Origin of the sequence: Methylibium sp. Pch-M (genome assembly GCF_004136295.1) — a bacterium.
In the GTDB taxonomy this organism is placed as follows: Bacteria; Pseudomonadota; Gammaproteobacteria; order Burkholderiales; family Burkholderiaceae_C; genus Methylibium; species Methylibium petroleiphilum.
The window spans coordinates 1,882,456-1,905,555 of the sequence record NZ_CP029606.1 but is presented as its reverse complement, the minus strand read 5'-3'; the positions used below and the strand labels follow the sequence as shown (position 1 = coordinate 1,905,555).

Genomic DNA, 23,100 nt, shown 5'->3' with positions numbered 1-23,100 from the left:
CGCAAATCGCCGGTCGACGACCCCACTCTGCGCGCCTCAGCGGCGCCGGCTGGCGCAAGCAGGCCAGGCACCACCGAGCGCGGCCAAGGCCTGGCGATGCCACAGACTCGCCCGCTGCTGCACCCAGCCAACTGGGCCTGGCCAGCCCGTTCTCGAAGGCGAGGCGAAGCGCAAAGCCGGGCTGGCTCTCGTTCGCTGTCCGAGACGTTCGGACCAGCAGGCGCCGGGGATCGACCGGCGGATCATCAGCCGCAGCTTGTGTCACGCTTCTTCCCACAGCGACTGTTGCGTCGGGGCGTTGCGAGCAATCTTGTTGGCAGCGTGGTGTGCCTCGCTGATGGAGCGAAGGCGAATCGACGCTGACGGGTCAACCAGGAAGGCCTGCAGGCCTTCTTTGTCGAGGCGCTTGAACAGCGGCACACGGCCCTCGAGGATGTCTGAAAGGATCTGAGCGATGCAGGCCCTCGGCCGCCGCCGCATGTGCAGCCAGTCGCCCATGAGGGGCTGAAGGCCAAGATCAGATGTTGGGACCGGCCGAGACGCGCTGTCCAGCCGGCTCACCAGCGCCGAGATGTCCTGGCGCCGGTACCGCCGCCAGCTACCCAGCTCGATCGGAGGCACGAAGCCCGCATCATGGAGCGCCCAGTACGCCCGCTTGTCGATGGCCAGCTCTTCCAGCAACTCGGGAAAGGTCACATAGGTGGCGAAGAGCCGGCGGACCCGGTCGACCTCTGCGTCCGGCACGAAGACGTAGCGCTTGCGGCCGAACTGGATCCGCTTGACACCATCAAAGTGTCCTTCCTGCAGCAGCAGGTAGAGCATGTTCGGCGGGCAGCCGAGGATCGCTTCGACGGCCTCGAAGCTCATGCAGCCAGGCGGGTGCATCGCTCGGGGCAGAGCGCCGCTTCCGGGCCGTTCGCCGATTGGAGCCGCGGCCAAGAGTCGCTCCCTGAGCTCGACCAGAGGGAGGCGCGACATGATGGTGCGCTTGCGGCACTCGTCTCCAATGAGCCGCGCGACGGCGGCCAGAATGACGCGCCGTCGCGATGAGCCGCCTTGGTCGAGCAAGAAGGCCAATACGCCGGCACGATCTGGCGTGATGTGCAGCCGCTCTTTGCTCAGCCACCATCCGCGATGCTCATGCCGCGGCACGTCCCTGGTCGGGTAGTCTGGCCCGCGATGCGCCGTCACGGCTGCGTCGACCAAGCGCTCTGCAAGTAGTGCCCAGGCAAGCCGGTCCGCGATGACCCCAGGCGCCTCATCCGAGCAGACGGCCTGCTCGAAAGGCTGCCAGATCATGCGGACGTAGGCCAAGCCCACCGGTGTGGGGCACGTGGCACCATCGATGAGCTCGTCTTCCGTGACATCGCAAACCGCTCGTTTGTCAGGGCGTTTGTAGGCGTTGGTGATGGCCGGCTCGACGAGACCATCCTTCAGAACAGTACCGTGGACCGTGCACACGGTCAGGAACGGAATCCTCCAGCGCGCACGAACGTACCTGCCCTGAAGGAAGCACTGTGCGCAGACACGAATCTGCGCCTGCCGCCCAACTGTGGCCCAACCGGGAAGCTTCTCGGTCCCGTAGACGGGCCGTCCGTCATCGCTAAGGGCCGCGATCTGCGGCAACGTGCGACGCATCACCTCGAGGTGAGGCCGCCATGGACGCAGCACGCCGAACCTGCGCACCGCACGACCAAGATAGGTCTCGGTCCACTCGTCCTGCAGTCTGGGCGTTCGCAGGGGCGGGGAAGCGCCCTCAACTTTGCGATCACAGGTTTCCATCTTGAGCTCTGACGTTGCGTCAGAGGTCGCGCTCAGGGGTTGCATACGGTTCTCCCGTTTGGATCAACGGCACGAAGTTGAAGTCCTCCGCGAACGGATTGCGCGTCTTCGGCGCTTCGTTCCAGATCGCAGCGTCGAACGCGGCTTCCAACGTCGCACGCGTCAACGATCGCCCCTTGGTCCGAGCCGCAAGTTCAACCGCCTCCTTTAGCAGATCGACCAGTGGCCGAAGCAGCCCGTTGGTCGCCATGAACACTCTGGGGAGCAGTTCCTTTGTCGTCAGGTCGATCGAGTCGATCCCTTTGAACTTCGCTCGGAAGGAGTGCACTACCGAGCGAAACTCTTCAAGCCTCTTGTCACCAACGATCGAGAACGGCTTGATCGTCCGCCGTCGAGAGAACCTCCCTCGCAGCTGTTCATTGACGTCGAAGAGCTTCATCAGCCGTGGTATGCCGGTCAGCACGAACGGTATCCCGAGCGCGTCCACCACCTCCTTGAGCGCGTCCCCGTACCGGTAGTGCGTCTTCTCTCGACCGCGGTCCACCAGGTGACTCACCTCGTCCAACAGGACTAGTTGCACGCCACAGGCCGTGCATAGCGTCTTGAGTTGCAAGATCGGCTCGTCATCCTTGCCCTTCGTCGCAAAGGGCGAACCCATCGCCTTAAGCAGTTCGACCACGATGCGCTTCGGGGTCGGCAGGCTGGGCATCGACGCCCGCAGGACCGGTATCACTGAGCGATCTGCCAACTCCAGGCGTGGATGCATTCCGGAAAAGACCTCCAAGAGCTTTGACTTGCCAACGCCTGATTCACCGAAGATCACCAGGTGCCTCGGCTTCGCTTTCCGCTGGCCCGTGCGCAGGCATGCCTCCAGCTCCCGCAGAAGCTCCTTGACGTGGGTAACACGTAGAAAGGTCGCGTCGAGTGCATCCTTGATCGACTCCGCCAAGTCCGTCGACGCGGGGGTTTCAATCGTCTTCAGCGGCATGTTCAGATCGCCTCAAGAATCTCAGGAGCCTTGTTGAACGCCGCCGCGTCGATCTCAGGCTTTGGCGGGCGCTTCGGACGCGACGGCTCTTGCGGCTTGCGGACCTTGTGGCTGTCCTCCTTCCGGAGCTTCGCCGCCTTGGTCCGGTCCTTCGCGGCCTTTGAAGCAGCAAGCTTCCCGACCACTGTTCGAATGACTTCCTCGCCGGAGGCCACTTGGATCGAGGCGTCCGGGTCCGCGGCCTTCCGGATCTGTCGCAGCAACTTGTTTTCCTCGATGCTGACGTTGGCGTAGCCTTCCTTGACGTTGTCCACGCGGAAGTACTCCTGTGTGAACGGATCCAGGACGAAGATGTGGCCCAGATCGAGCCGCCGGAATTTCACCGTGACGACCGACTTCGCCGGGAGCATCCGGCGAAGACTGCACAGCCGCTCGCTGTTGTAGCGATGGTTGTTGATCTCGATGCCGCTTCGCCCAAGCGATCGCGTCTCGACATCGCACAGCTCGATGTCCACGGTGTCGGCGTCCATCTTCAAGCGCGGCGGGTACATCTCGGCGCTCTCGGCCCACACCACCGCAGGGCTGCGGCCGTCTAGCCCGCGATGCGGGCGGCGGTGATAGACGTCGATGATCCAGATGTGGATCAATCGTTCGAGCTCGCTCAGCTGAATGCAGGCCTCGTCCTGCAGTTCTTGGCCCTTCCGGTCCGAGACCTTGGCGAGGGAGGTCCCCTTAAGGTGATGGATGAAGCCGTAGTTGAACGTCCTGAAGAATCTTTCGATGAACGGTTTGTCGTTTGGCTGATAGGCGGAGCAGAACTCCAGGACGATGCCCAAGTTGAACATCGCATTCGCGAGTGCACTACCCGCGAACTCGCTGCCGTTGTCTGCCAGGACCTTTTCCATCCACCCATAGCACGCCCACTCGCCGCGAATCTCCGGATACCGCTCTCGGACGTAGTCCTTGGGCATCAGCGCGTGCCTGAGGGCTCCGAAGACGGTCTCGACGTCGTGACTGACCAGAGACAAGAAGAAGCCGATCACACACCGGGAGTAGCGACAGAGGAGCGCCGTCAGGTTCGGCTTTCCGAGGACGTTGCCTTCCTCGTCGACGACCCAGAGATCGACAGGCGTGTGGTCCACTTCGACCACCTGCAAGATGCGAGTGACCTGCCGGGCCGCGATGGAATCGCCGTACCTCCGATTGGCTTCCTTGGCGCCGTGCCGCGCCGCGCAGACGTCGAATGCATACAGCTGGGCCATCCGCTTCTGAACGGTCCGCAGACTCGGCGGCTTCAGCTGGTTGCCCACCGTCCGGTAGGCGTTCTTCCGTTCAAGGTCGACAAGCACCGCATTGCGCACTTCCGAAGCGCTAGAGCGCTTCTGCCCAAGGACGATGGTGTCCATCGCCTCGGTCAGCGAGGCCTCGACTTCATCATCCAGCCGCGATTGCCCGCGCCCACCGCGCCGGTCCAAGCGAGCAAAGAGGCCTCGCACGTCCCGCTGAGCCAACTCGAACTGACGCTTCCAGCGATGGATCGTGCTGATGTGAGGCGGATGCTCCTCGCCAAGCTCTTGCGCCACCCGCGAGATCGCCTCCGGAAGGAGCCGCGGCCTTTCGAATCCCCCCATGTCCCGGATCTTGACGATCCAACTCACTTTGCGCAGGGTTGCCGCTCTTGCCTTTTCGCCCAACCGCTCCATGGACGTGTCGGCGTTGGCCCGCGAGGACCGCAACGGCTCACCGTTGCCCGTGTCGACGCGTCGACCAACCGAGAGCGTGCCCTCAGAGTACTTCTTCAGCAGCTCCGGCACCGACGATTCCCGCAGCTCGCCCGTGTTGACGTTCTCGATCTGCAACTTGTTCGGGAGGACACGCACAACTTCGAAGGGAATGCCGCTGAGGTGGAGGATGTCCTTCGTCTTGAATGGTTGCTGCATGTCGGGCCTCCTACTGCTCGACCGCAGTCTCGGCTGCGCGCACGGTCTCGGCGAAGCTGCGGTCCATCACGCGGCGCAAGAGGTCGTCGCAAACCGCCCGTGCGCGCTGCCACGCGTCACTGGTGGGCTCAGGGTCCTCGTCCGGTTCTGCCACCTCGTTGTGCATTGACCCGAGGTTCGGGCGCAACTTCGGCCAGGGGGCATCGCGCAGCAGCCGCGCCAGGTCGTCCTGGAGGTCCGGATCAGGCTTCAAGTCACTCTCGAGCAGGACAACGAACAGCGTGCCTTCCTCGGCGAAACGCCGGGTCACCTGGTGAAGACGGTCACGCACATCGGGACGCAGGAACTTGCGGTCGGGCTTCACCTCACCCACGACCGTCTCCCGCCACTGCCAGACGAAGTACAGGTCAGGCGTGTAGCGAAAGCTGTGCTCTGGATCGGTGATCTCGAGGTTTGCCGGCTGCGTTCCGAAGCGCCTCACCGACGAGGCCACCTCCAGCACGCGGCAGGCGGCAAGCTCCAGCTGGCTCTCGTAGGCGACGGGGACCGCCGACTTTCTCGACGGGAAGTTTCCCCGGCTGCGCCGGCCACTGCGCGTGACCAACCTTCTTGCGGCGCGCGGGCGCATGTCGCCGGAAACGATCCGCAGGAATGTCGGATCGATCTTGACCTTCTGATACTTCGACATGAGTAGCCTCCTCGGCGGCCAGTACTGGCACCTGAACGTGCCACTGGCCCCGTCGTTTGACGATGTTGTCGCGGAGGGGGGTTGTTCCCCGAAGGTCAGGCTGAGATACTCAAGTCGCGAATAGGTATAGGAGAAGTGCCTGTACCCTCTCAACGGCAAGAGTCCCGCGTGACTCTTGCTGTTTTTCTTTGCGCTATTCGATAGGCGCCTCCTGACTGTCGGCGTTCGCCGACTGAGCTGCCCTGGCCTCAAGGCTTTCGAGAAACCGGCTGCTACGCAGCGCTCGCGCTAGCACGTTCGCAAGGCCTACGCGCTTAGCCCCGCTGAGCGCACGCGCCGCGTCCATGGCCAACGAGACAACCTCGGCCAGGTCGCCCTGACCATCGGCATCGAGGGTCTGCATCACGCGATCGTGTGTAGCAGCCCATCTCAGTTCGACGGCAGCTTGAGGCAACGCCACGAACGATCCTGCTAACCGATCAAGGACGTCATCAGCCGGCACGGGCCTCCGGCCGCGCTCCAGCGCACACAGGTAGCTCGTCCCCAGCCCCGTGTCGATGGCAACGGTCTTCTGACGCAACCCCAACCGCACACGCGCGCCCACCAGAGCGCTCGGCAACTTCAGGTATTTCTTCCCCTTCATCAGACCAAAAGTAGCCCGGTGCCCGTCCACTGGCTAGCTGCACAACAGGCACTCGCACAACTACATCTGTGAGACTTGAAGCGCACGCCCCACACGTCGCGATAATCTCGGCGCGCGGCCTGTCGTGGACTCGGGCGAGCGCTGCCGAACATGCGCTCGTCACTTCATTCGGAAGATTGATGGCCAAGATCATCAGTGCACCGCAGCAGCCGCGTGCGTCTGTATTCGAAGCCCGCTATGGGCTCGCTGAACTTTCCGCGCGAAGTGGCGTTCCGGTGACGACCATCCGTTACTACATTCAGCGCCGGCTACTCGCGAAGGCGCTCGCGTTCACGACGTCCGCGTACTTCACTGACGCCCATCTGAGGCAGCTACAGGTCATCCGAGACCACAAAGAAGCAGGCCGGTCGCTCGAGGAAATCCAGCAATTGCTCAAGCAAGAGCACATTGACTTTGCGCAGGTTCGCCGGCTAGAACACAAACCGGGGGGCGCGGCCCCAGACCACGTACTGGAGATCGGCAACGCCGTAGTTCTCCGTCACAGCGCTTCGCTTCGCGGAATCGAGCGCACGCTCGCCGAACGTGTTCTGCAAGCAGCCTGCGCGGCCGCCGTGCTCTACGCTCGGGAACTCCAGCCCAAACAGCGCCGTGGTCGGCCGATCACAGACAAGCGAAGGGATCCTTAGGCTGTTCGACCGCGGAGCATCGCCGTTGAACCTCGCGCAGGAGCGTGAGCTGCCGAAGCAGCTACGCAGCCATTGCTAGAGATTCCTAGAAGCTCGTGTCCGAGGTCGAGGAGCGCCAACACATCCGGGCGACAGGGACGACGAATGCTCAGCCCTGGCGTAGCACGTACGCGGCGCGCCTAGGCGTCCATGCAAACAAGGTCACCGCCGAGCGTCTGAGACTTCCCCGCTGCGGCGGGTCACGCTCGTGGTCGCAGAGCCACTGGTGGTGGCTGCTACTGACGCAGCAGTTCCTCCGCCATCCCGTCTAGCCGCGACTTCACTGCACGCCAGCCTGGCATGTGTCGATCAAGCAGCCTGTAGAACTTGGGACTGTGATCGTGGCTCGCCAAGTGGCACAGCTCGTGGAGGACCACGTAGTCGATGCAGTCCCTCGGCGCCTGCACCAGTGCGGGGTGCAAAGTGATGCGCCCTCGAGGCGAACAGCTGCCCCACTGGACACGCATCCACTGCAATCGCATGGGTGGGGGCACCGCGACCCACCGCAGTCGACGGGCGATCGTGTCCAACCGCTCGCGCAGCACCTCGCCAGCTCGATGGCGAAGCCAAGCAGCCATCACTGCCTGCACGTCCTGGATAGCTCGGCGTTGGACAGAGACCTCTAGATAGCCTCCCCGCAGCCGGCAGGATGAGGCTGAGGCCGGATCCACCTTGACGCGCAGTCGGTAGCGGCGCCCAAGGTAGTGCACCGATTCGCCGCTGGTGTACTCCCGTTGACGGACGTGCTCCAAGCGAGCCTTGGCCTCCGCCACATGCTGCGCAATCCAGGAAGCGCGCTTTTTCACGGCCTGCGCTACGGCAGTTTGCGTGGCGCCAACAGGCGCATCCACCAAGACTCGCCCGCTCGACTCAACGTGAATGGCCACACTCGACGCCTGGCGCTGCGGCTGCAACCGCAGCGCGTAGGCGATGACATCCTCGCCATAACGAATGCTGAACCGGCCCGCCTTGGCGAGCTGTTCCGACTTCCCGTCGGTCACTGCGATCTCCCGAGACCGAGGCGCGTGATCTGAACGATCTGCTCGACAGCCTCTTTGGCCCGGTCCAGGCCCAGCTTGCCGAACAGCAGCGGCAGCAGTCCCTTGCGAATAGCCGCCTCGATGCTCTGCGGGCTGAGGGAGTTCTCGGCCACGGCCGTCCGTACGACGCCGTCGATCTCCAAGGCCTGCTCCACCATGGCCTGGCGAGCCCCATCATCCATGGCAGCCACGGCGTCATCGCCCAGCACCAGGCGCAGCACCCCGAAGTAGGCTCGAGCGTGGGGCACGTCGGCCAGCAGGTCAGGCGTGCCGGGCGCTTGGCGAGAGGTCACCTGCTCCTCAAAGTCCTTGAACAAGGCGTATTGCTTGAGCGGGTGGTCGAACATCGCCTCGGCCTCGGCGATCGCCTGGCGCAGCAGTTCACCGAAGACCTTCTGCGCGTACGGATCGTCGGCCAGATCCTGCTCAATCGTCTTGCGCAGTCGGGTTCGAATCAAGTCGGTCTCGTTGCGAGTCTTCTCGTCCGACCAGTCCTTCGGATCCTCGACCTGGCCCAGCTGATGCACGAGGTACACACCCTCGGGTTCGCGAACTTCTTTGCCGATCACCTGCTTATCGACCAGCTTGCGGATCTGCTCCTCGTACGCGCTGTAGTCCACCACCTCCATCGCATCCCGTCGGGCCGTCATGCGCAGTTCGGTGAAGAAGCGCAGGTCAGACTTGTAGCGGGCGATCTGCGCTTCTGAGAAGCTCTTGTCTTCGAAGAAGCTTCGGCTCGACAGCGCCGTCTGCAGACACAGGCCGAAGGCTGTCACCGCGGCATAGAAATCGTCGCGCAGCTTCTGTCGCTCGTCGTACTCCTCACCGTCTGGCGCCTTCACGAACTTCGGTGTGAGCACTTGGCGGAACTGTTCCCGGTCCAGCTTGTTCGCGACGTTCTTGAAGAACGACCACATTCGGTCGTGCAGCCCGGGCAGGCGCTTGTACTCGGTGTCGACGTTGCGGTAGAGCCCCTCGATGTCTGCCACGTCGAAGCCGCCCTGGGTGCGCGTCTCCAGGTCTTGGTAGGCGCGGATCGCGGTATCCAGTTCCTTCAGGATGCCGCGATAGTCCACCAACACACCATACCGTTTGTCGTCGTGCAGCCGGTTCACGCGGGCGACGGCCTGAATCAGGTTGTGGCCCTTCAGCGGCTTGTCGATGTAGAGCACTGTGTTGCGCGGCTCGTCGAAGCCGGTGAGCAGCTTGTCCACGACGATCAGCAGGTCTGGCCCGTCATCGGTGCCGAAGTCGGCCACCACCTGCTTCTCGTAGGCCTCAGCATCCAGCCCACTGGCCAGCACCGTCTGCTTCCACCACTTCTGCACCTCGGGCAGCTTGTCTTCGTCTATCTCGGCGTTGCCCTCGCGCGTGTCAGGAGGCGAGATGACGATGGCGCTGGTGACGAGGCCGGTGTCGTCCAGCGCATTCTTATAGCGGATAGCGTCCAGCTTGCTGTCGGTGGCTACCTGCCCTTTCAGGCCGAGGTCCAGCTTCTTGATGTTCTCGCTGAAGTGTGTCGCAATATCCCACGCAATCAGCTCGATGCGGCCCGCCGCGCCGTAGATGGCGCCCTTCTTGGCAAACTTCCTTTTCAGGTCTCCCCGTTGCGCGTCGCTCAGGCCCGCGGTGATCTTGTCGAACCAGCGGTTGACCGCCTCTTCGTTGATGGTCAACTCCGGCACGCGCTCTTCGTAGAGCAGCGGCGCGACGGTCTCGTCTTCCACGGCCCGCTGCATGGTGTAGGCATGCACGATGGGGCCGAACTTGTTGGAGGTCTTCTCGTCTTTGAGCAGCGGCGTGCCGGTGAAGGCGATGTAGGCCGCTCGCGGCAGCGCCTTCTTCATGCGCTCGTGTGTCTCTCCACCATGGCTGCGGTGGCCCTCGTCCACCAGCACGATTAGGTTGGGTGACGGGTTTCGGCACTCCGGCAGCTTGGAAGCCGAGTTGAACTTGTGCACCAGCGTAAAGGTGATGCGCTCCGTGCCGCTGCCGATGCGACGCGCCAGATCTCGGCCGGTCATGGCGCGGCTCTTCTCGCCATCCTTCAAAGAAGCGATGGCTGAGCCAAAGGCGCCGCCAGAGATGAAGTTGCGCGATAGCTGGCCCTCCAGGTCTACCCGGTCGGTCACCACCACCACGCGGCACTCGGCCAGCGCATCGACCAGCAGCAACGCCTTGGTGAGGAACACCATCGTGAAGCTCTTGCCCGAGCCCGTGGTGTGCCAGACCACACCACCCTCGCGCCCGCCGTCGGGCCGAACCTGTCGGATGCGGGCCAGCAAAGCGCGGATGCCGAAGAACTGCTGGTACCGCGCGACGATCTTGCCCACCTTGCGGTCGAACAGCACGTAGCTGCGCAGGAACTCCAGCAGGCGCGCCGGCATCAACAGGCTGATCAGCAGGCGGTCCTGGTCGGTGGGCTCCATGGGGTGGGCCCACAACGACTCGAAGTACGTCGCCAGGGTGGCCGGCTTGCTCTCGAACAATCGGCTGCGCACCTCTGGCGGCAGCGCTGCGTTCTTCACCGCGGCATGGTGGGCCGCGTCGAAGTCTTCCTCCCGCCAGCGCGCCCAGAACTTAGCCGCCGTGGCGGTGGTGCCGTATCTGCCCTCGGTCTGGCTGACGGCCATCAGCAGCTGGGCGTACCCGAAGAGCTGGGGAATCTCGTCGGGCCGCTGGTTGCGCAGGTGCTGGCTGATGCCCTCGGCCACCATCGACTTGCCGGCATGCGTAGACTCGGGCCGCTTGGCCTCGATCACCACCAGCGGCAGGCCGTTGACGAAGCACACCACATCCGGCGTGCGATGGTGCGTGCCCTGGGCCGACAGCACCTCCAGTTCTTCGGTGACATCCCAGCGGTTGGCCGCAGGGTCGGCCCAGTCAATGACGGCGATCGTTGGCTGGTGCTTCTTGCCGTCGGGCATGAACTCGGTGACGGTGATGCCCAGTGCCAGCTTGCCGTACAGCCGCTCGTTGGCGGGCAGCAGCCCTTCGGCCAAGCTGACGGCCGACAGTTCGCGCACAACCTGCTCGATGCCGCTGCTGGACAGCGGGTACCACTGGCCCTTGTACTCGTAACGTCGGGTCTGCAGCACCTCGACCAGGCGGGACCGCAGGATGACCTCGCGCGTGCCGCCGCGCAGCGACAGCGCCTGAGCTGTGGTCAGGAAGTTCCAGCCCAGGTTGCACAGCAGGTGCAGCGCCGGGAGGTGCGCCGCGTACTGCTCCTTCGAGTTGGGAGCAGCGGAAGTCATCAGTTTGACTCCACCGGTCGCGAACTTGCCCAACGGGGTTGCGTGAGAAGGCGGATCAGCGCCGTGCGTTCGTGCTTTAGCTGAGCCAGTCGGCGAGCGTACGCATCTGCGGCCGTTTCGAGTAGAGAAAGCGCGCGCGCCACACGTTTCTGTACTTCAAGCACGGGCACTGGAACCTCGGCGTCGCAAAGTACACGTGTGTCCAGCCTGCCTGTCCCATGGCCAGCAGTCTCTACTGATGCAAGTAGTCGTGGCTGTTGGGCAAGCAGCACATGCGCGAGAAACTCAGAGTCGACACCGGGGCTCGGCAGGATGGCCTTGACGTCCTGATTGAAAGTTGATTCCCGGCTAGTCAGTGACACCGGAATTCGCCGCATCAGCGTCATCCCCCTGACCAACACCAGAACAGTATTGGCAGGGACCGCGCGCAACCGTTGCTGGGCCGCTTCGCTGATCGACAACTCGCTGCGATCAACACGAAAGCTCTTCATGTCCTTTGCAGTAATCCACGGAGTGCTCCCCATCCAGTACTCCTCGCGGCTTGTGTCTGGGGTGCCCCCTGAAACCAACTTCGCAACCTCGTCGAGAGACGCAATGCGAACTGCCTTATCTGCTGCAAGTCGCCGGACCAGATGCATCCGTTCGAGTGAGACCTGCTTCTCGGCAGTGGCGAGAAGGCTGGCGGTCACCTGGATCGCTCGGTCCCAAACGCGCAGCGTTTCGACAACCCGGCCCTGTACGTCCAACGAAGGAATCCAAGCCGGAATCTTTGCGAAATCGTCAAAGTAGAGTCGTAGGCGGTCCTCCGTCAGCCCATAGGAAAACGCCCAGCAGAGATGTTTCAGGCGAGGAGCTTCAAGCAAGTACGCAGCGAACTCCGGTCGCACTGTCTCTTTGGGCTTGAGAACCACATAGGCTGGACTGACGACCCCGTCGACATTGGCCAGACCAAACGCGCCCTGCCACATCCGCATGGTGTTGTAGGCGATGTCTCCGGCCTTCACGAGGCGATGCTCTTCCGCGGATAGCGCGGACTCTTGCTTGCGATCCATCTCGTCGCGATCGACGAGTCCGTCATTCATCGTGACCGACAAGGTGGGCAGTCCTTGGCTGCCACGCTCCTTGCGGTTCTCGAACAAATCGCCAAGTCGGCATTGTTGCCATCCTTCAAGCAGCGCGACGCCCTCCCTTGGTCGCAAGCTGCGGTTCGGAATTCCACGCGAAGCGGCAACGGGATCGATAGGCAGGGCCTCACTCATAGCCCAGTTCCTTGAGGTAGCCGTCCATTTGCAACTCCAGCTGGGCCAGTTCCGCCTTCAGTTGCTCCCGCTCACGCTTCACGGCCATCAGGTCGATCTCCGCCTCTTCCTCGAAGGTGTCGACGTAGCGCGGGATGTTGAGGTTAAAGTCGTTCTCACCAATCTCCGCTGGCGTGGCCAGGTGGGCGTAACGCGCCACGGGCTGGCGCGCGGTGGCCGTGTCCAGGATGCGCTGCAAGTCGACCTCGCGCAGAAGGTTCTGGTTCTTACCGGCCTCGAAGTCGCGGCTGGCGTCGATGAACAGCACCTTGTCGTCGACCTTGTGTTTGCGGAACACCAGCACTGCGGCCGGGATGCCAGTGCCATAGAACAGCTTCTCGGGCAGGCCGATCACCACGTCGAGCAGGTTCTCCTCGATCAGCTTCTGGCGGATGCGCCCTTCGGCCGCACCTCGGAACAGCACGCCGTGCGGCACCACCACGGCCATGCGGCCGGTGCCAGGCTTCATGGTCTCGACCATGTGCAGGATGAAGGCGTAGTCGCCCTTGGTGCGCGGCGGCACGCCGCGGCGGAAGCGGCTGAACTTGTCGGCCTCGGCGCCTTCGAAGCCCCACTTCTCCAGGCTAAAGGGCGGATTGGCCACCACAATGTCGAAGTGCTTGAGGCTGGCCGTGCCGTCCAGCAGCTTGGGGTTGCGGATGGTGTCGCCCCACTCGATGCGGTGGTTGTCCTCGCCATGCAGGAACATGTTCATCTTGGCCAGCGCCCAGGTGCTGCCGATGGCCTCCTGCCCGTACAGCGCATATTTGCGCGCACCGGTGCGCTGGCGAATCAGCCGGCCGCACTTCATCAGCAGCGAGCCGGAGCCACAGGTGGGATCGCAGATTTCGTCGCCGGGCTGCGGGTCCATCAGCCGCGCCATCAGCGTCGACACCTCGGGCGGCGTGTAGAACTCACCGGCCTTCTTGCCGCTGGTGGACGCGAAGTTCTTGATCAGGAACTCGTAGGCGTTGCCGATCACGTCGAGCTGGCCGACGCGGCTCTCGCGCAGGTTCAGCTCGGGCTTGGCAAAGTCTTCCAGCAGGTGGCGAAGGATGTCGTTCTTCTGCTGCTCGTCGCCCAGCTTGTTGCTGTTGAAGCTGATGTCCTGGAAGACATCGCGCAGCTTGCCGAGGTTGGCCTCTTCGATGGCGTGCAGCGCCTTGTCGATGCGCTCGCCGTTGCCCGGGGTGTGCCGCTGGGAGTACAGGGCGCTGAAGCTGGCGTTCGACGGGAGCACGAAACGCTCGTTCTTGAGCATCTCCTCGATCAGTTGCGGGTGGTCGCCGTACTGCTGCTTGTAGTTGTCGTAGTGGTCCTGCCAGACGTCGGAGACGTACTTCAGGAAGAGCATCGTGAGGACGTAGTCCTTGTAAATGCTGGGGTCCACGGTGCCGCGGAAGGTGTCGCAAGCAGCCCAGACGGCGGCATTGATGTCGTCTTGACTGATGGTGGTGTGGTTCATTGTTTGTGGTTTCACGCCTGGTCGATGCCGGCGGCTCGTGCAAGCTCGCCAGCGATGGCAGCGAGTTCTTGCTCTCGGTTGAGGATGAGTCGTGAGAGGATGTGCCGCTCTCTCGCCGCTGCTTCAGCCAAGGCAACGATGCGCAGTTGATGCTCGACTGGCGGCAACGCGAGGTTGAGAGCTTCGATCTCCGCGATGCGGACGCTGAGTTGGTTGGTCCCCTCGGCGGCCACACGCAGCTGCTTCTGAATGGGCGGCTGGTTGATCTGCCACGCCAGGAAGGCCGGGACCAGACTGGAACCTGGGCGGACTCGCAGATGCATCAGATGCGGCCCGCAGACGGCCGGGTCGGGCGGGGGGCTGACACACGCAGCGAAGAACCGCTGCCCCCGGGGGACGAATAGGACGTCGTGGGCGTGAAGCCAGTCCGGCTCCTTGCGCCCGGTCAGCTCGGCCCGGAGCACGCCGCTCCACTCAACGCCCAGGGCCGGGTCGATGTCCTTCATCTGGACGACCGGCACCCCGCCCGAGTGCACCTCTGTAAGTGCACCCCGGAAGGGGTAGCCCGATCGGATGGCAGCAAGGTCTGCCAGCCTGTGTTCTTTTGCATCAATCACGATGAAGCCGATTTTGCTTGACAGGCGACGTGTCGGCAAGCACCATTCGCTCCATCAAGTTCTGCGTCATTTTGATTGACGCACACAAAGCAGGGGCCGCCGTGATCCAGCCTGACTTGCCGAAGGGAATCCAGCGCATAACTGCGCTGCCGCATCCCGACTTGCTCGACCTGTGGAAGTCCATCGTCGTTGACGAGGACATCAAGAGCCGGCTGCTGTCGCAGGCCGTCGTGAGCTTCACCGTGCGCCCGAAGGTGAGCCGCACAGTGCTTCCGATGCACGGCGCCATCTTGCTGGTCGGTGCGCCGGGCACCGGCAAGACGTCGCTGGCCAAGGGGCTGGCGAACGAGTTGGCTCGCCTGATGACTCAGACCAAGTTCACGCTGCTGCAAGTCGACCCCCACGCGCTTGCCAGTTCGATGATGGGCAAGACGCAGAAGGCCGTGTCTGACCTGTTCGGCCAGACCGTGGCCGAAGCCGCCTTGAAAGGGCCAACCATCGTCTTGCTCGACGAGGTCGAGACGCTGGCGGCTGACCGCAGCAAGCTCAGCCTGGAAGCCAACCCGGTGGACGTTCACCGGGCGACAGATGCTGTGTTGGTGCAGCTAGACGCTCTGGCCGAGGCGCACCAGAACATCCTGTTCATCGCCACCAGCAACTTCCCTCAGGCAGTGGACGCGGCGTTCACCTCTCGGTGCGACCTGGTGCTCGAAGTGCCGCTGCCCAACCTGAAGGCCTGCGAGCAGATCCTGACGGACTGCCTCGTCGGCCTGGGCAAGACGTTCACCGGCATCGAGCAGCTGCCCCAGTCGCACGGCTACGCGGCGCTGATCAAGGAGGTGCACGGTCTGGACGGCCGCGCCATTCGCAAGGTGGTGGCCAACGCGTTGACCTCACGGCGAGAAGTAGCGCTCAAGCCGCAGCTTCTCAGCCTCGAAGACATCCGCACCGCTGCCAAGCTGGCCAAGGCCGCCCGCGTGAAGGAGAAGCAATGAGCAGCGCCACGGTGGTTAAGCGGGTGGTGTGCAGCACGCCGAGGCGCGACTCGGTCGAGACCTGGGACAAGGTGGTGGAGATCCTCACGCAGGGCAAGCAAAGCGCGGCGCGCGAAGAGCTCGCCGGTGTCGCGGGCATCGCGGCGTCCATCATCACCGAGAAGGCCCCGAAGGACGCGGCCATCACGGTCACGTGCGACGGACCGAGGACCCGCATCTACTGCCTGTACGACGAGGACGCCATAGACGGCAGCGACGCCAAGGAGGACGCGCTGGGCTACGACCCACTGGCAGGAGACTGGTCGCTTTCGCTGCCCTGTCCGGCCGACGACCTGGCATGGGTGCAGCGCGCGCTGAAGGCCAAGAGCAAGCGCATCACCGCACGCGACATGACCGAGAAGCTCGGAGGCGAGCAGCCAGCAGCGTCCACAGCCACAGAGGCATCCAAGCAGGCCGCGGACTTCTCCTTTGATGCGAACGCCTTCTTGAAGTCATGAGCGCGGTCGCTGTTTACTCGTACGCCCACTCGGTGGCCTATGTCACCGACAACATGCTCAAGAGCCTGAAGGACATCGTCGTGCTGAGCGGTCTGGATCCCCAGGCGCTCGTCGGCGACTGGAACACCCTGCATGCGGGCATCAAGCGGTGGATCGAGACCAAGCACCTCGAACGGGTAAGCCTGGAGATCTACCACCCGGTGACCGACAAGCTCATCACGCGCTGGGACCTCGACATCGCCTACACCTGGTCGTCCGAGGCCGGCAACTTCTGGGCCGACACGGATGCCCTGCGCTACGCCATCAAGAAGCAGGGCGTGCAGCCGGCCGAAGCGCTGTACCGCGTCATCGTGAAAAACAAGGACGGCCGCCCCGATGTGGTCGGATGGTCGGCCACACAGTTCCGTTCCACCGAGGGCATGGTGCGGCAGAGCATCGGCACAAACGTCGAGCACAACGGACTGGGCGCCAACGCCAGCTACTGGAGAACCAAGTGACTCTCACCATCGACGAGGCCTTCCGCAAGTTCAAGAGCCGTCTTGAGCTCAACCAGCGCGAGCAGGACAACGCGAGCGCCCGGCACAAAGAGGTGCGGGAGTACCTGTACACCAAGTTCGACATCGAGGGCGACTTCCTCACCGGCTCCTATGCGCGCTACACCAAAACCAAGCCGCTGAAGGACATCGACATCTTCTTCCCGATGAAGAAATCCGAGCGCCACTACCGCGACAAGGCGGCTGGCGTCGTGCTCGACGACTACAAGACTGTCCTGGTCGACAAGTACGGCAGCGCCGCCGTGCGCCGGCAGAGCCGATCCGTCAACGTCGACTTCGGCGTGCAGGTCAAGGACGAAGACAAGACGGACTACAAGATTCTGAGCATCGACGTTGTGCCGGCCTTCACCTCCGGCAGCGACTACGAGATCCCTGACGGGGACACCGGCACGTGGATCAAGACGAACCCGAAGATCCACGCCGACAAGGCCGTCACGGCACATCAGAACTACGCCAGCGAGTGGAAGGGCCTGGTGCGGATGGTTAAGTACTGGAACAACAACCCCAAGCACGGTGAGAAGCCCATCAAGCCGTCGTTCCTCATCGAGGTGATGGCACTGGATTGCCTGCACGGGGGGTGGGGCGGGCAATTCGACCGCGAGATCCAATCGTTCTTCGCCACGTTGGCCGACCGCATCGGCGAGGTGTGGCCGGACCCTGCTGGGTTGGGCCCGCCCATCAGTAACGCCATGGACGCCCAACGTGTAGCGCGAGCCAAGCTGCTGCTGGGAACAGCTGTCGCCCAGGCGAACCAAGCCATCCACCTGGTGCGTCAAGGCCGTCACGGGGACGCCTTGCGGGCCTGGCGTGAGTTGTTCGGCCCTATGTTCCCGCTGAGCTGACATCCCAGCGGCCACGACCGAAGACACCCGGAGTCCTGAATGACCCTCGCAGTCAACACCACGCGCCACGGCAACGCATTCCAAGCTCGCGTGTTCTGGACGTACGCCGCGCGCCTTCTTGATCCATCGAGCAACGTCCAGCGGGTTGGGTTCGAAGGCGGACCAAGGGGCTTCGACGATGTCTGGGTGGAGTACGCACACAACAAGGGGCCACAGAACCAGTTCGGTCATCGCCTGCATGTCGAGCGCTACCAGTGCAAGTGGCATGCGTCCAACGGCACCTATACGCATATCAACCTCACCGAGCCGTCCTACTCGGGGGCCGAGAAGGTCTCGCTGCTGCAGCGGGCGCATGACGCCCACCGGTGCGATGTCGGAGCTGGTCAGGTTTCGCGCGTCAAGCTGATGACCAACCATCGGCTCGATAGCGCCGACGTGCTCTACGAGCTGGTCAGGACCCAAGACCACACTCTGCGCCTAGACGACTTCTTCGCGGGTACGACGCGAAGGAGTAAAGCGTTCCTGGCGCGGGAGCTGTGGAAGCAGCACTTGGCGATTGACGACGCCGAGCTGAAGGGGCTCGCCGCTGCGCTCGCACTGGCGACGGTGTCGGAATCGCTGGACGAAGTGCGTCGGCAGATGGACTTGGCATTTCGCGCTTACGGAATTAGGCCGTCGGACCCAGGCTCTGCCACAACGCAGTACGACGATCTACCCTACATCTGGCTGGGCCAGGGCCGCAACGAGTTCGATGGCAAGTCGTTCCGGGAAGCCTGTGACCAAGAGGGCTTGCTAGCCCCTGGCGCCCCGCCGCCGCACATCAGTATCTTTGGCGTCAAGTCCTTCGAGCACAGTTTCGACCGGCTCGAAGCGCGCTGCGACGACGTGCTCGACTTGGTTCCGTCTTTTGACGGCCGCTACATTCGCTCTGGAGTCTCGTGGGAGACCGACCTGCTGCCGCGGCTAAGTGGCTTGATCGAATCTGCCGCGCAGACCGGTCCTCGACTGCGCCTGGCGATGGATGCACACACAACGCTTGCGTTCGCCGCGGGTACCATCTTGGACACGAAATCAGGGCGCGTCGTTGAGCTTCAGCAACGTACACGCTCAGGCATGCAGGTGTGGTCAGCCGATGACGCTCAGACGGACGCCACTTGGCCGGACTGGCGGTTCGACGAGCACGACCTGCAACGCGAGGGCCGGGACATCGCTGTGGCAGTCTCGGTCAGCCGTCCAGTGCAAGCCGACGTACGCCGGTACCTGCAAGGGGCGTCTGACGTCGGGCTTCTCGTGTGCGCCGACTTAGGCGGCGGTGCGGCGCAGACAGCTGTGCTTAACGGCGCTCACGCAGATGCGCTTGCCGAACGACTGGCCAACTACATCAAGGACTTTCGCGCCAAAGCGAGCGGACCCACTTCGCCGCAGGTGCACTTGTTCATCTCGGCCCCTTACACCTTCAGCTTCTTCCTGGGTCGACACGCGAAGCTGCTCAAGCCGGTGGTCTTATACGAGTTCGATTTCGATGGGGATCGAAGTGGCTCGTACGAGCCCTCGTTGACGATGGTTAGCAGGCAAGTGTCGGCACCAGCCGCGTAGTTGCGACGATCCTCCACTTTCGCCGACACGAGCAGGCCAACGCCAGCGCTGAACAACCTCGCGCGTCGGACGGGGCCGAATCCTTTGGCTGGCAAGTGGTCGGCCGTTCGCAACAACTGGCGGCAGGTACGACGCAGAACTTCTGCGCATTTCGCAGTTAACCCTGCGCCCTACGCGCCCCTGACGCATCACACGTCAATATTCGCCGCCCTCAACGCATTCGTCTCGATGAAGTCGCGCCGCGGTTCCACCTCGTCGCCCATCAGCATGGTGAACACGCGGTCGGCCTCGATGGCGTCGTCGATCTGCACGCGCAGCAGGCGGCGCACCGTGGGGTCCATGGTGGTTTCCCAGAGCTGCTCGGGGTTCATCTCGCCCAGGCCCTTGTAGCGCTGGCGGCCCACGCTGTTCTCGGCCTGCTGCATCAGCCAGGCCATGGCCTCGCGGAAGTCGGCCACCTTGGCGTCCTTCTGCTTCTCGCCCTCGCCCTTCTTCACCACGGCCTCGGTGGACACCAGGCCCTTGAAGGCGAGGCCGGCGGTGCTGAGGGCTTCGTAGTCGGCGCCGTGCACGAAGTCGGCGGTGATGACACTGCTCTTGGTGTTGCCGTGGTGGCGGCGGCTGATGCGCAGCAGGTGCTTGTCGAGCCGGGCGTCGAATTCGGCGCTCACGTCGGCATCGTGCAGCGCGGCCTTCAGCGCGGCGGCCGAGGTCTCGGCATCGGCCAGGGTGTCGAGGTTGAGCACCAGGCCGTCGGCGATGGCGCGCAGCGCCTCCACGTCCATCCAGTTGGCCAGGCGGGCGGTCACGTTGTTGGCCAGCACGTACTGGCGCGCCAGCGACTCCAGCGCGTCGCCCAGCAGCACGGTGCCGCCCACGCCGGTTTCCAGCCGCGCGTCGCGCAGCGCCACGCGCAGCAGGTAGGCGTCGAGCTCGTGGCCGTCTTTCAGGTACTGCTCTTCCTTGCCGAGCTTCACCTTGTAGAGCGGTGGCTGGGCGATGTAGATGTGGCCACGCTCCACCAATTCGGGCATCTGGCGGTAGAAGAATGTGAGCAGCAGCGTGCGGATGTGGGCCCCGTCCACGTCGGCATCGGTCATGATGATGATGCGGTGGTAGCGCAGCTTGTCGGGGTTGTACTCGTCCTTGCCGATGCTGGTGCCCAGCGCGGTGATGAGCGTGAGGATCTCGTTGCTGGTCAGCAGCTTTTCGAAGCGGGCACGTTCCACGTTCAGGATCTTGCCGCGCAGCGGCAGGATCGCCTGGAACTTGCGGTCGCGGCCCTGCTTGGCGGAGCCGCCGGCGGAGTCGCCCTCCACGATGTAGATCTCGCAGAGCGCCGGGTCCTTCTCCTGGCAGTCGGCCAGCTTGCCGGGCAGGCCCATGCCGTCGAGCACGCCCTTGCGGCGCGTCATCTCGCGGGCCTTGCGGGCGGCCTCGCGGGCGCGCGCGGCCTCGACGATCTTGCCGCAGATGATCTTGGCGTCGATCGGGTTCTCGAGCAGGTAGTCGGTGAGCAGCTTGCCCACGATCTCTTCCACCGGGCCCCGGACCTCGCTGGACACCAGCTTGTCCTTGGTCTGGCTGCTGAACTTGGGCTCGGGCACCTTCACGCTCACCACGCAGGCCAGGCCTTCGCGCATGTCGTCACCGGCGATCTCGACCTTGGCCTTCTTGGCGAGTTCGTTGTCCTCGATGTACTTGTTGATCACCCGCGTCATGGCCGCACGCAGGCCGGTGAGGTGGGTACCGCCGTCGCGCTGCGGGATGTTGTTGGTGAAGCACAGCACCTGTTCGCTGTAGCCGTCGTTCCACTGCATCGCCACTTCGACACCGATGTTGGTGTTGAACTCGCTCATCTTGTCGCCCAGCGCGTGGAAGATGTTGCCGTGCAGCACCTTCTTGCCGGTGTTGATGAACTCCACGAAGCCCTTCACGCCGCCGGCGTAGGCGAAGTTGTCTTCCTTGGCGTTGCGCTCGTCGACCAGGCGGATCTTCACGCCGTTGTTCAGGAAGCTCAGTTCGCGCAGGCGCTTGGCGAGCACGTCGTAGTGGAAGTCGATGTTGGTGAAGATCTCCTCGTCGGGCAGGAAGTGCACTTCGGTGCCGCGCTTCTCGGTGTCGCCCACGATGGCCATCGGCGAGACCTCGAAGCCGTTGCGCATCTCCAGCACGCGGTCCTGCGGGAAGCCCCGGCGGAACTCCATGAGATGCACCTTGCCCTCGCGGCGCACGGTGAGGCGCAGCCACTTGGAGAGCGCGTTGACGCAGCTCACGCCCACGCCGTGCAGCCCGCCCGAGACCTTGTAGCTGTTCTGGTTGAACTTGCCGCCGGCGTGCAGCTCGGTCAGCGCGATCTCTGCGGCACTGCGCTTGGGCTCGTGCTTGTCGTCCATCTTCACGCCGGTGGGGATGCCGCGGCCGTTGTCGGTGACGCTGATGGAGTTGTCGGAGTGGATGGTCACCACGATGTCGTCGCAGTGGCCGGCCAGGGCTTCGTCGATGGAGTTGTCGACCACCTCGAACACCAGGTGGTGCAGGCCGGTGCCATCGGACGTGTCGCCGATGTACATGCCGGGCCGCTTGCGCACAGCCTCCAGGCCTTCCAGGATCTGGATGGAGCCCTCGCCATAGGCCACCGACGCGTCCGAACCCACCGAGATGGCATGGCCTTCTGCCGACGGCACGGGTTGCTGCGTGACGCCGCTCTGGGCGTCGTGTTGCGGGGTCTTGGGGTCGCTCATGGGGGCTCTTTTCCATCACGGGGCCGGCGGGCCGGCCCCTTCAAAAACGCGGCAGCGGGCTCGCGGCCCGCTGTGCTGGTGTTGGCTGGGTTGCGGGCTAGATCCGCATCGGCATCACCACGTACTTGAAGCCGCCTTGCTCGGGCACGGTGACGAGGGCCGAGCTGTTGGAGTCCTGCAGCGACAAGGTGACCATCTCCTGGCCCATGTTGGCCAGCACGTCCATCAGGTAGGTGACGTTGAAGCCGATCTCGATGGCGTCGCCGCCGTAGTCGATTTCGAGCTCTTCCTTGGCTTCTTCCTGCTCGGCGTTGCTGGAGGCGATGCGCAGCGTGCCGGGATCGAAGTTCAGGCGCACGCCCTTGAACTTCTCGCTGGTCAGGATGGCGGCGCGCTGCAGGCTGGCGAGCAGCGGCACACGGCCCAGCGTGACGTGGTTCTTGTGGTTCTTGGGGATCACGCGGTTGTAGTCGGGGAACTTGCCCTCGACCAGCTTGGTCACGAACTCCATGCCCGAGAACGCGAACTTGGCTTGGTTGCCGGCGAAGCGCATCTCGATGGCAGTGTCTTCGTCCTTCAGCAGGCGCTGCAGCTCCAGCACGGTCTTGCGCGGCAGGATGACTTCCTGCTTGGGCATCTCCACGTCGAGCGTGGCCTGGGCCAGTGCCAGGCGGTGGCCGTCGGTGGCCACCAGCGTCAGGCTCTTGCCCTCGGCGACGAACAGGATGCCGTTGAGGTAATAGCGGATGTCGTGCACCGCCATCGCGAAATGCACCTGGGCGATCAGCGCCTTCAGGCTCTTCTGCGGCACGCTGAAGGCCGGACCGAAATCGGCCGCCTCCTGCACCAGCGGGAAGTCCTCCGCCGGCAACGTCTGCAGCGTGAAGCGGCTCTTGCCACCGGTGAGCGTGAGCTTGTTCTGCGCGCTGCTGAGCGTCACGTTCTGGTCAGCCGGCAGGGTGCGCAGGATGTCGATCAGCTTGCGGGCCCCGACCGTGGTGCTGAAGTTGCCGGCGTCGCCGTCGAACTCGGCCTGGGTGCGGACCTGGATCTCGAGGTCGCTGGTGGTGAACTCGATCGTGTTGCCGGTCTTGCGCATCAGCACGTTGGCCAGCACCGGCAAGGTATGACGCCGTTCGACGATGCCGGCGACGGCTTGCAGTGCACCCAGAAATTTTTCCTGCGGGCTCTTCAAGACAATCATTTAAACCTCTTCAGGTAGTCGTTTTAGTAGGGGCCGGCACTTCGTGTGGACAAGGCCATTTTCGCTTGTTCCGGCAATCACTTAGCTGGGCTTCAACCCTGTGGGCCGTGGCTCGGTTTGCGCGGGAGCCGCCGACAACAACTCGGGTGCCTGGGCTCGGGCTGTGGATGACCCTCTGCTTGTTCCGGAGTTGTCCCCAGCTTTGTCACTTGACGGCCTCGGCAT

At 63.7% G+C, this 23,100-nt stretch carries 18 protein-coding genes; 6 read left to right on the top strand and 12 right to left on the bottom strand.

Annotated features, from left to right (window positions below; genetic code table 11):
* Positions 1-261: 261 nt before the first annotated feature.
* From C1M51_RS09115 to C1M51_RS09095, 5 genes are all read right to left on the bottom strand, one after another.
* Positions 262-1,827 (bottom strand): hypothetical protein, encoded by a 1,566-nt coding sequence (locus C1M51_RS09115; RefSeq protein WP_129449243.1) that lies wholly within the window; start codon positions 1,825-1,827, stop codon positions 262-264.
* Positions 1,802-2,770 (bottom strand): TniB family NTP-binding protein, encoded by a 969-nt coding sequence (locus tag C1M51_RS09110; protein ID WP_129449241.1) that lies wholly within the window; start codon positions 2,768-2,770, stop codon positions 1,802-1,804. Before C1M51_RS09110 ends, C1M51_RS09115 begins: the two co-directional genes overlap by 26 nt.
* A gap of 2 nt (positions 2,771-2,772) precedes the next feature.
* The gene (locus C1M51_RS09105) at positions 2,773-4,710 is read right to left on the bottom strand and encodes a Mu transposase C-terminal domain-containing protein (RefSeq protein ID WP_129449240.1); all 1,938 of its coding nucleotides are present in this window, start codon (positions 4,708-4,710) and stop codon (positions 2,773-2,775) included.
* A 10-nt stretch (positions 4,711-4,720) separates the two neighbouring features.
* Complete coding sequence (locus tag C1M51_RS09100) at positions 4,721-5,398, bottom strand: hypothetical protein (RefSeq protein ID WP_129449238.1); 678 nt, start codon at positions 5,396-5,398, stop codon at positions 4,721-4,723.
* Between the two features lie 193 nt (positions 5,399-5,591).
* A complete protein-coding gene (locus C1M51_RS09095; protein WP_129449236.1) occupies positions 5,592-6,041 on the bottom strand; it encodes a helix-turn-helix transcriptional regulator in 450 nt (149 codons plus the stop codon).
* A 179-nt stretch (positions 6,042-6,220) separates the two neighbouring features.
* Between C1M51_RS09095 and C1M51_RS09090 the strand changes: the two genes are divergently transcribed.
* Positions 6,221-6,727: a helix-turn-helix domain-containing protein gene (locus C1M51_RS09090; protein WP_129449234.1), complete on the top strand. Its 507-nt coding sequence runs from the start codon at positions 6,221-6,223 to the stop codon at positions 6,725-6,727.
* 275 nt (positions 6,728-7,002) lie between these two features.
* Here C1M51_RS09090 and C1M51_RS09085 read toward each other — a convergent pair whose 3' ends face one another.
* From C1M51_RS09085 to C1M51_RS09065, 5 genes are read right to left on the bottom strand one after another with little or no spacing between them, the layout of a single operon-like run.
* Positions 7,003-7,767 (bottom strand): M48 family metallopeptidase, encoded by a 765-nt coding sequence (locus tag C1M51_RS09085; RefSeq protein ID WP_129449232.1) that lies wholly within the window; start codon positions 7,765-7,767, stop codon positions 7,003-7,005.
* Entirely contained in the window at positions 7,764-11,096 is a 3,333-nt protein-coding gene (locus tag C1M51_RS09080) for a type I restriction endonuclease subunit R (protein ID WP_242500014.1), read from the bottom strand. Before C1M51_RS09080 ends, C1M51_RS09085 begins: the two co-directional genes overlap by 4 nt.
* On the bottom strand, positions 11,063-12,322 hold the full coding sequence (locus C1M51_RS09075) for a restriction endonuclease subunit S (RefSeq protein ID WP_129449230.1): 1,260 nt from the start codon (positions 12,320-12,322) through the stop codon (positions 11,063-11,065). The genes C1M51_RS09080 and C1M51_RS09075 overlap by 34 nt, the downstream gene beginning before the upstream one ends.
* Positions 12,315-13,826 (bottom strand): type I restriction-modification system subunit M, encoded by a 1,512-nt coding sequence (locus C1M51_RS09070; protein ID WP_129449229.1) that lies wholly within the window; start codon positions 13,824-13,826, stop codon positions 12,315-12,317. The genes C1M51_RS09075 and C1M51_RS09070 overlap by 8 nt, the downstream gene beginning before the upstream one ends.
* 11 nt (positions 13,827-13,837) lie before the next feature.
* Entirely contained in the window at positions 13,838-14,482 is a 645-nt protein-coding gene (locus C1M51_RS09065) for a restriction endonuclease subunit S (protein WP_242500013.1), read from the bottom strand.
* Positions 14,483-14,559: 77 nt separating this feature from the next.
* Between C1M51_RS09065 and C1M51_RS09060 the strand changes: the two genes are divergently transcribed.
* The 5 genes from C1M51_RS09060 to C1M51_RS09040 are packed head-to-tail and all read left to right on the top strand — an operon-like array spanning position 14,560 to position 18,927.
* Positions 14,560-15,438, top strand: coding sequence for an AAA family ATPase (locus C1M51_RS09060; RefSeq protein WP_129452139.1), 879 nt, complete (start codon positions 14,560-14,562; stop codon positions 15,436-15,438).
* A complete protein-coding gene (locus C1M51_RS09055) occupies positions 15,435-15,935 on the top strand; it encodes a hypothetical protein (protein WP_129449227.1) in 501 nt (166 codons plus the stop codon). The genes C1M51_RS09060 and C1M51_RS09055 overlap by 4 nt, the downstream gene beginning before the upstream one ends.
* Positions 15,932-16,432, top strand: coding sequence for an HORMA domain containing protein (locus C1M51_RS09050; RefSeq protein WP_129449225.1), 501 nt, complete (start codon positions 15,932-15,934; stop codon positions 16,430-16,432). The genes C1M51_RS09055 and C1M51_RS09050 overlap by 4 nt, the downstream gene beginning before the upstream one ends.
* Positions 16,429-17,331: a CBASS oligonucleotide cyclase gene (locus tag C1M51_RS09045; protein WP_129449223.1), complete on the top strand. Its 903-nt coding sequence runs from the start codon at positions 16,429-16,431 to the stop codon at positions 17,329-17,331. Before C1M51_RS09050 ends, C1M51_RS09045 begins: the two co-directional genes overlap by 4 nt.
* Positions 17,332-17,370: 39 nt before the next feature.
* Positions 17,371-18,927, top strand: coding sequence for an SAVED domain-containing protein (locus C1M51_RS09040; RefSeq protein ID WP_129449221.1), 1,557 nt, complete (start codon positions 17,371-17,373; stop codon positions 18,925-18,927).
* A 188-nt stretch (positions 18,928-19,115) separates the two neighbouring features.
* Here C1M51_RS09040 and gyrB read toward each other — a convergent pair whose 3' ends face one another.
* Both gyrB and dnaN read right to left on the bottom strand, forming a co-directional pair.
* Positions 19,116-21,671 (bottom strand): DNA topoisomerase (ATP-hydrolyzing) subunit B, encoded by a 2,556-nt coding sequence (gene gyrB / locus C1M51_RS09035; RefSeq protein ID WP_011827604.1) that lies wholly within the window; start codon positions 21,669-21,671, stop codon positions 19,116-19,118.
* 97 nt (positions 21,672-21,768) lie between these two features.
* Positions 21,769-22,875 (bottom strand): DNA polymerase III subunit beta, encoded by a 1,107-nt coding sequence (gene dnaN, locus C1M51_RS09030; RefSeq protein ID WP_129449219.1) that lies wholly within the window; start codon positions 22,873-22,875, stop codon positions 21,769-21,771.
* Between the last annotated feature and the right edge of the window lie 225 nt (positions 22,876-23,100).

Bases quoted from the DNA above. Each gene is read 5' to 3' on its own strand.
- C1M51_RS09095 (WP_129449236.1), bottom strand. From the start codon at position 6,041: ATGAAGGGGAAGAAATACCTGAAGTTGCCGAGCGCTCTGGTGGGCGCG.
- C1M51_RS09075 (WP_129449230.1), bottom strand. From the start codon at position 12,322: ATGAGTGAGGCCCTGCCTATCGATCCCGTTGCCGCTTCGCGTGGAATT.
- gyrB (WP_011827604.1), bottom strand. From the start codon at position 21,671: ATGAGCGACCCCAAGACCCCGCAACACGACGCCCAGAGCGGCGTCACG.
- C1M51_RS09090 (WP_129449234.1), top strand. From the start codon at position 6,221: ATGGCCAAGATCATCAGTGCACCGCAGCAGCCGCGTGCGTCTGTATTC.
- C1M51_RS09055 (WP_129449227.1), top strand. From the start codon at position 15,435: ATGAGCAGCGCCACGGTGGTTAAGCGGGTGGTGTGCAGCACGCCGAGG.
- C1M51_RS09100 (WP_129449238.1), bottom strand. From the start codon at position 5,398: ATGTCGAAGTATCAGAAGGTCAAGATCGATCCGACATTCCTGCGGATC.
- C1M51_RS09115 (WP_129449243.1), bottom strand. From the start codon at position 1,827: ATGCAACCCCTGAGCGCGACCTCTGACGCAACGTCAGAGCTCAAGATG.
- C1M51_RS09105 (WP_129449240.1), bottom strand. From the start codon at position 4,710: ATGCAGCAACCATTCAAGACGAAGGACATCCTCCACCTCAGCGGCATT.
- C1M51_RS09040 (WP_129449221.1), top strand. From the start codon at position 17,371: ATGACCCTCGCAGTCAACACCACGCGCCACGGCAACGCATTCCAAGCT.
- C1M51_RS09070 (WP_129449229.1), bottom strand. From the start codon at position 13,826: ATGAACCACACCACCATCAGTCAAGACGACATCAATGCCGCCGTCTGG.
- C1M51_RS09110 (WP_129449241.1), bottom strand. From the start codon at position 2,770: ATGCCGCTGAAGACGATTGAAACCCCCGCGTCGACGGACTTGGCGGAG.
- dnaN (WP_129449219.1), bottom strand. From the start codon at position 22,875: ATGATTGTCTTGAAGAGCCCGCAGGAAAAATTTCTGGGTGCACTGCAA.
- C1M51_RS09050 (WP_129449225.1), top strand. From the start codon at position 15,932: ATGAGCGCGGTCGCTGTTTACTCGTACGCCCACTCGGTGGCCTATGTC.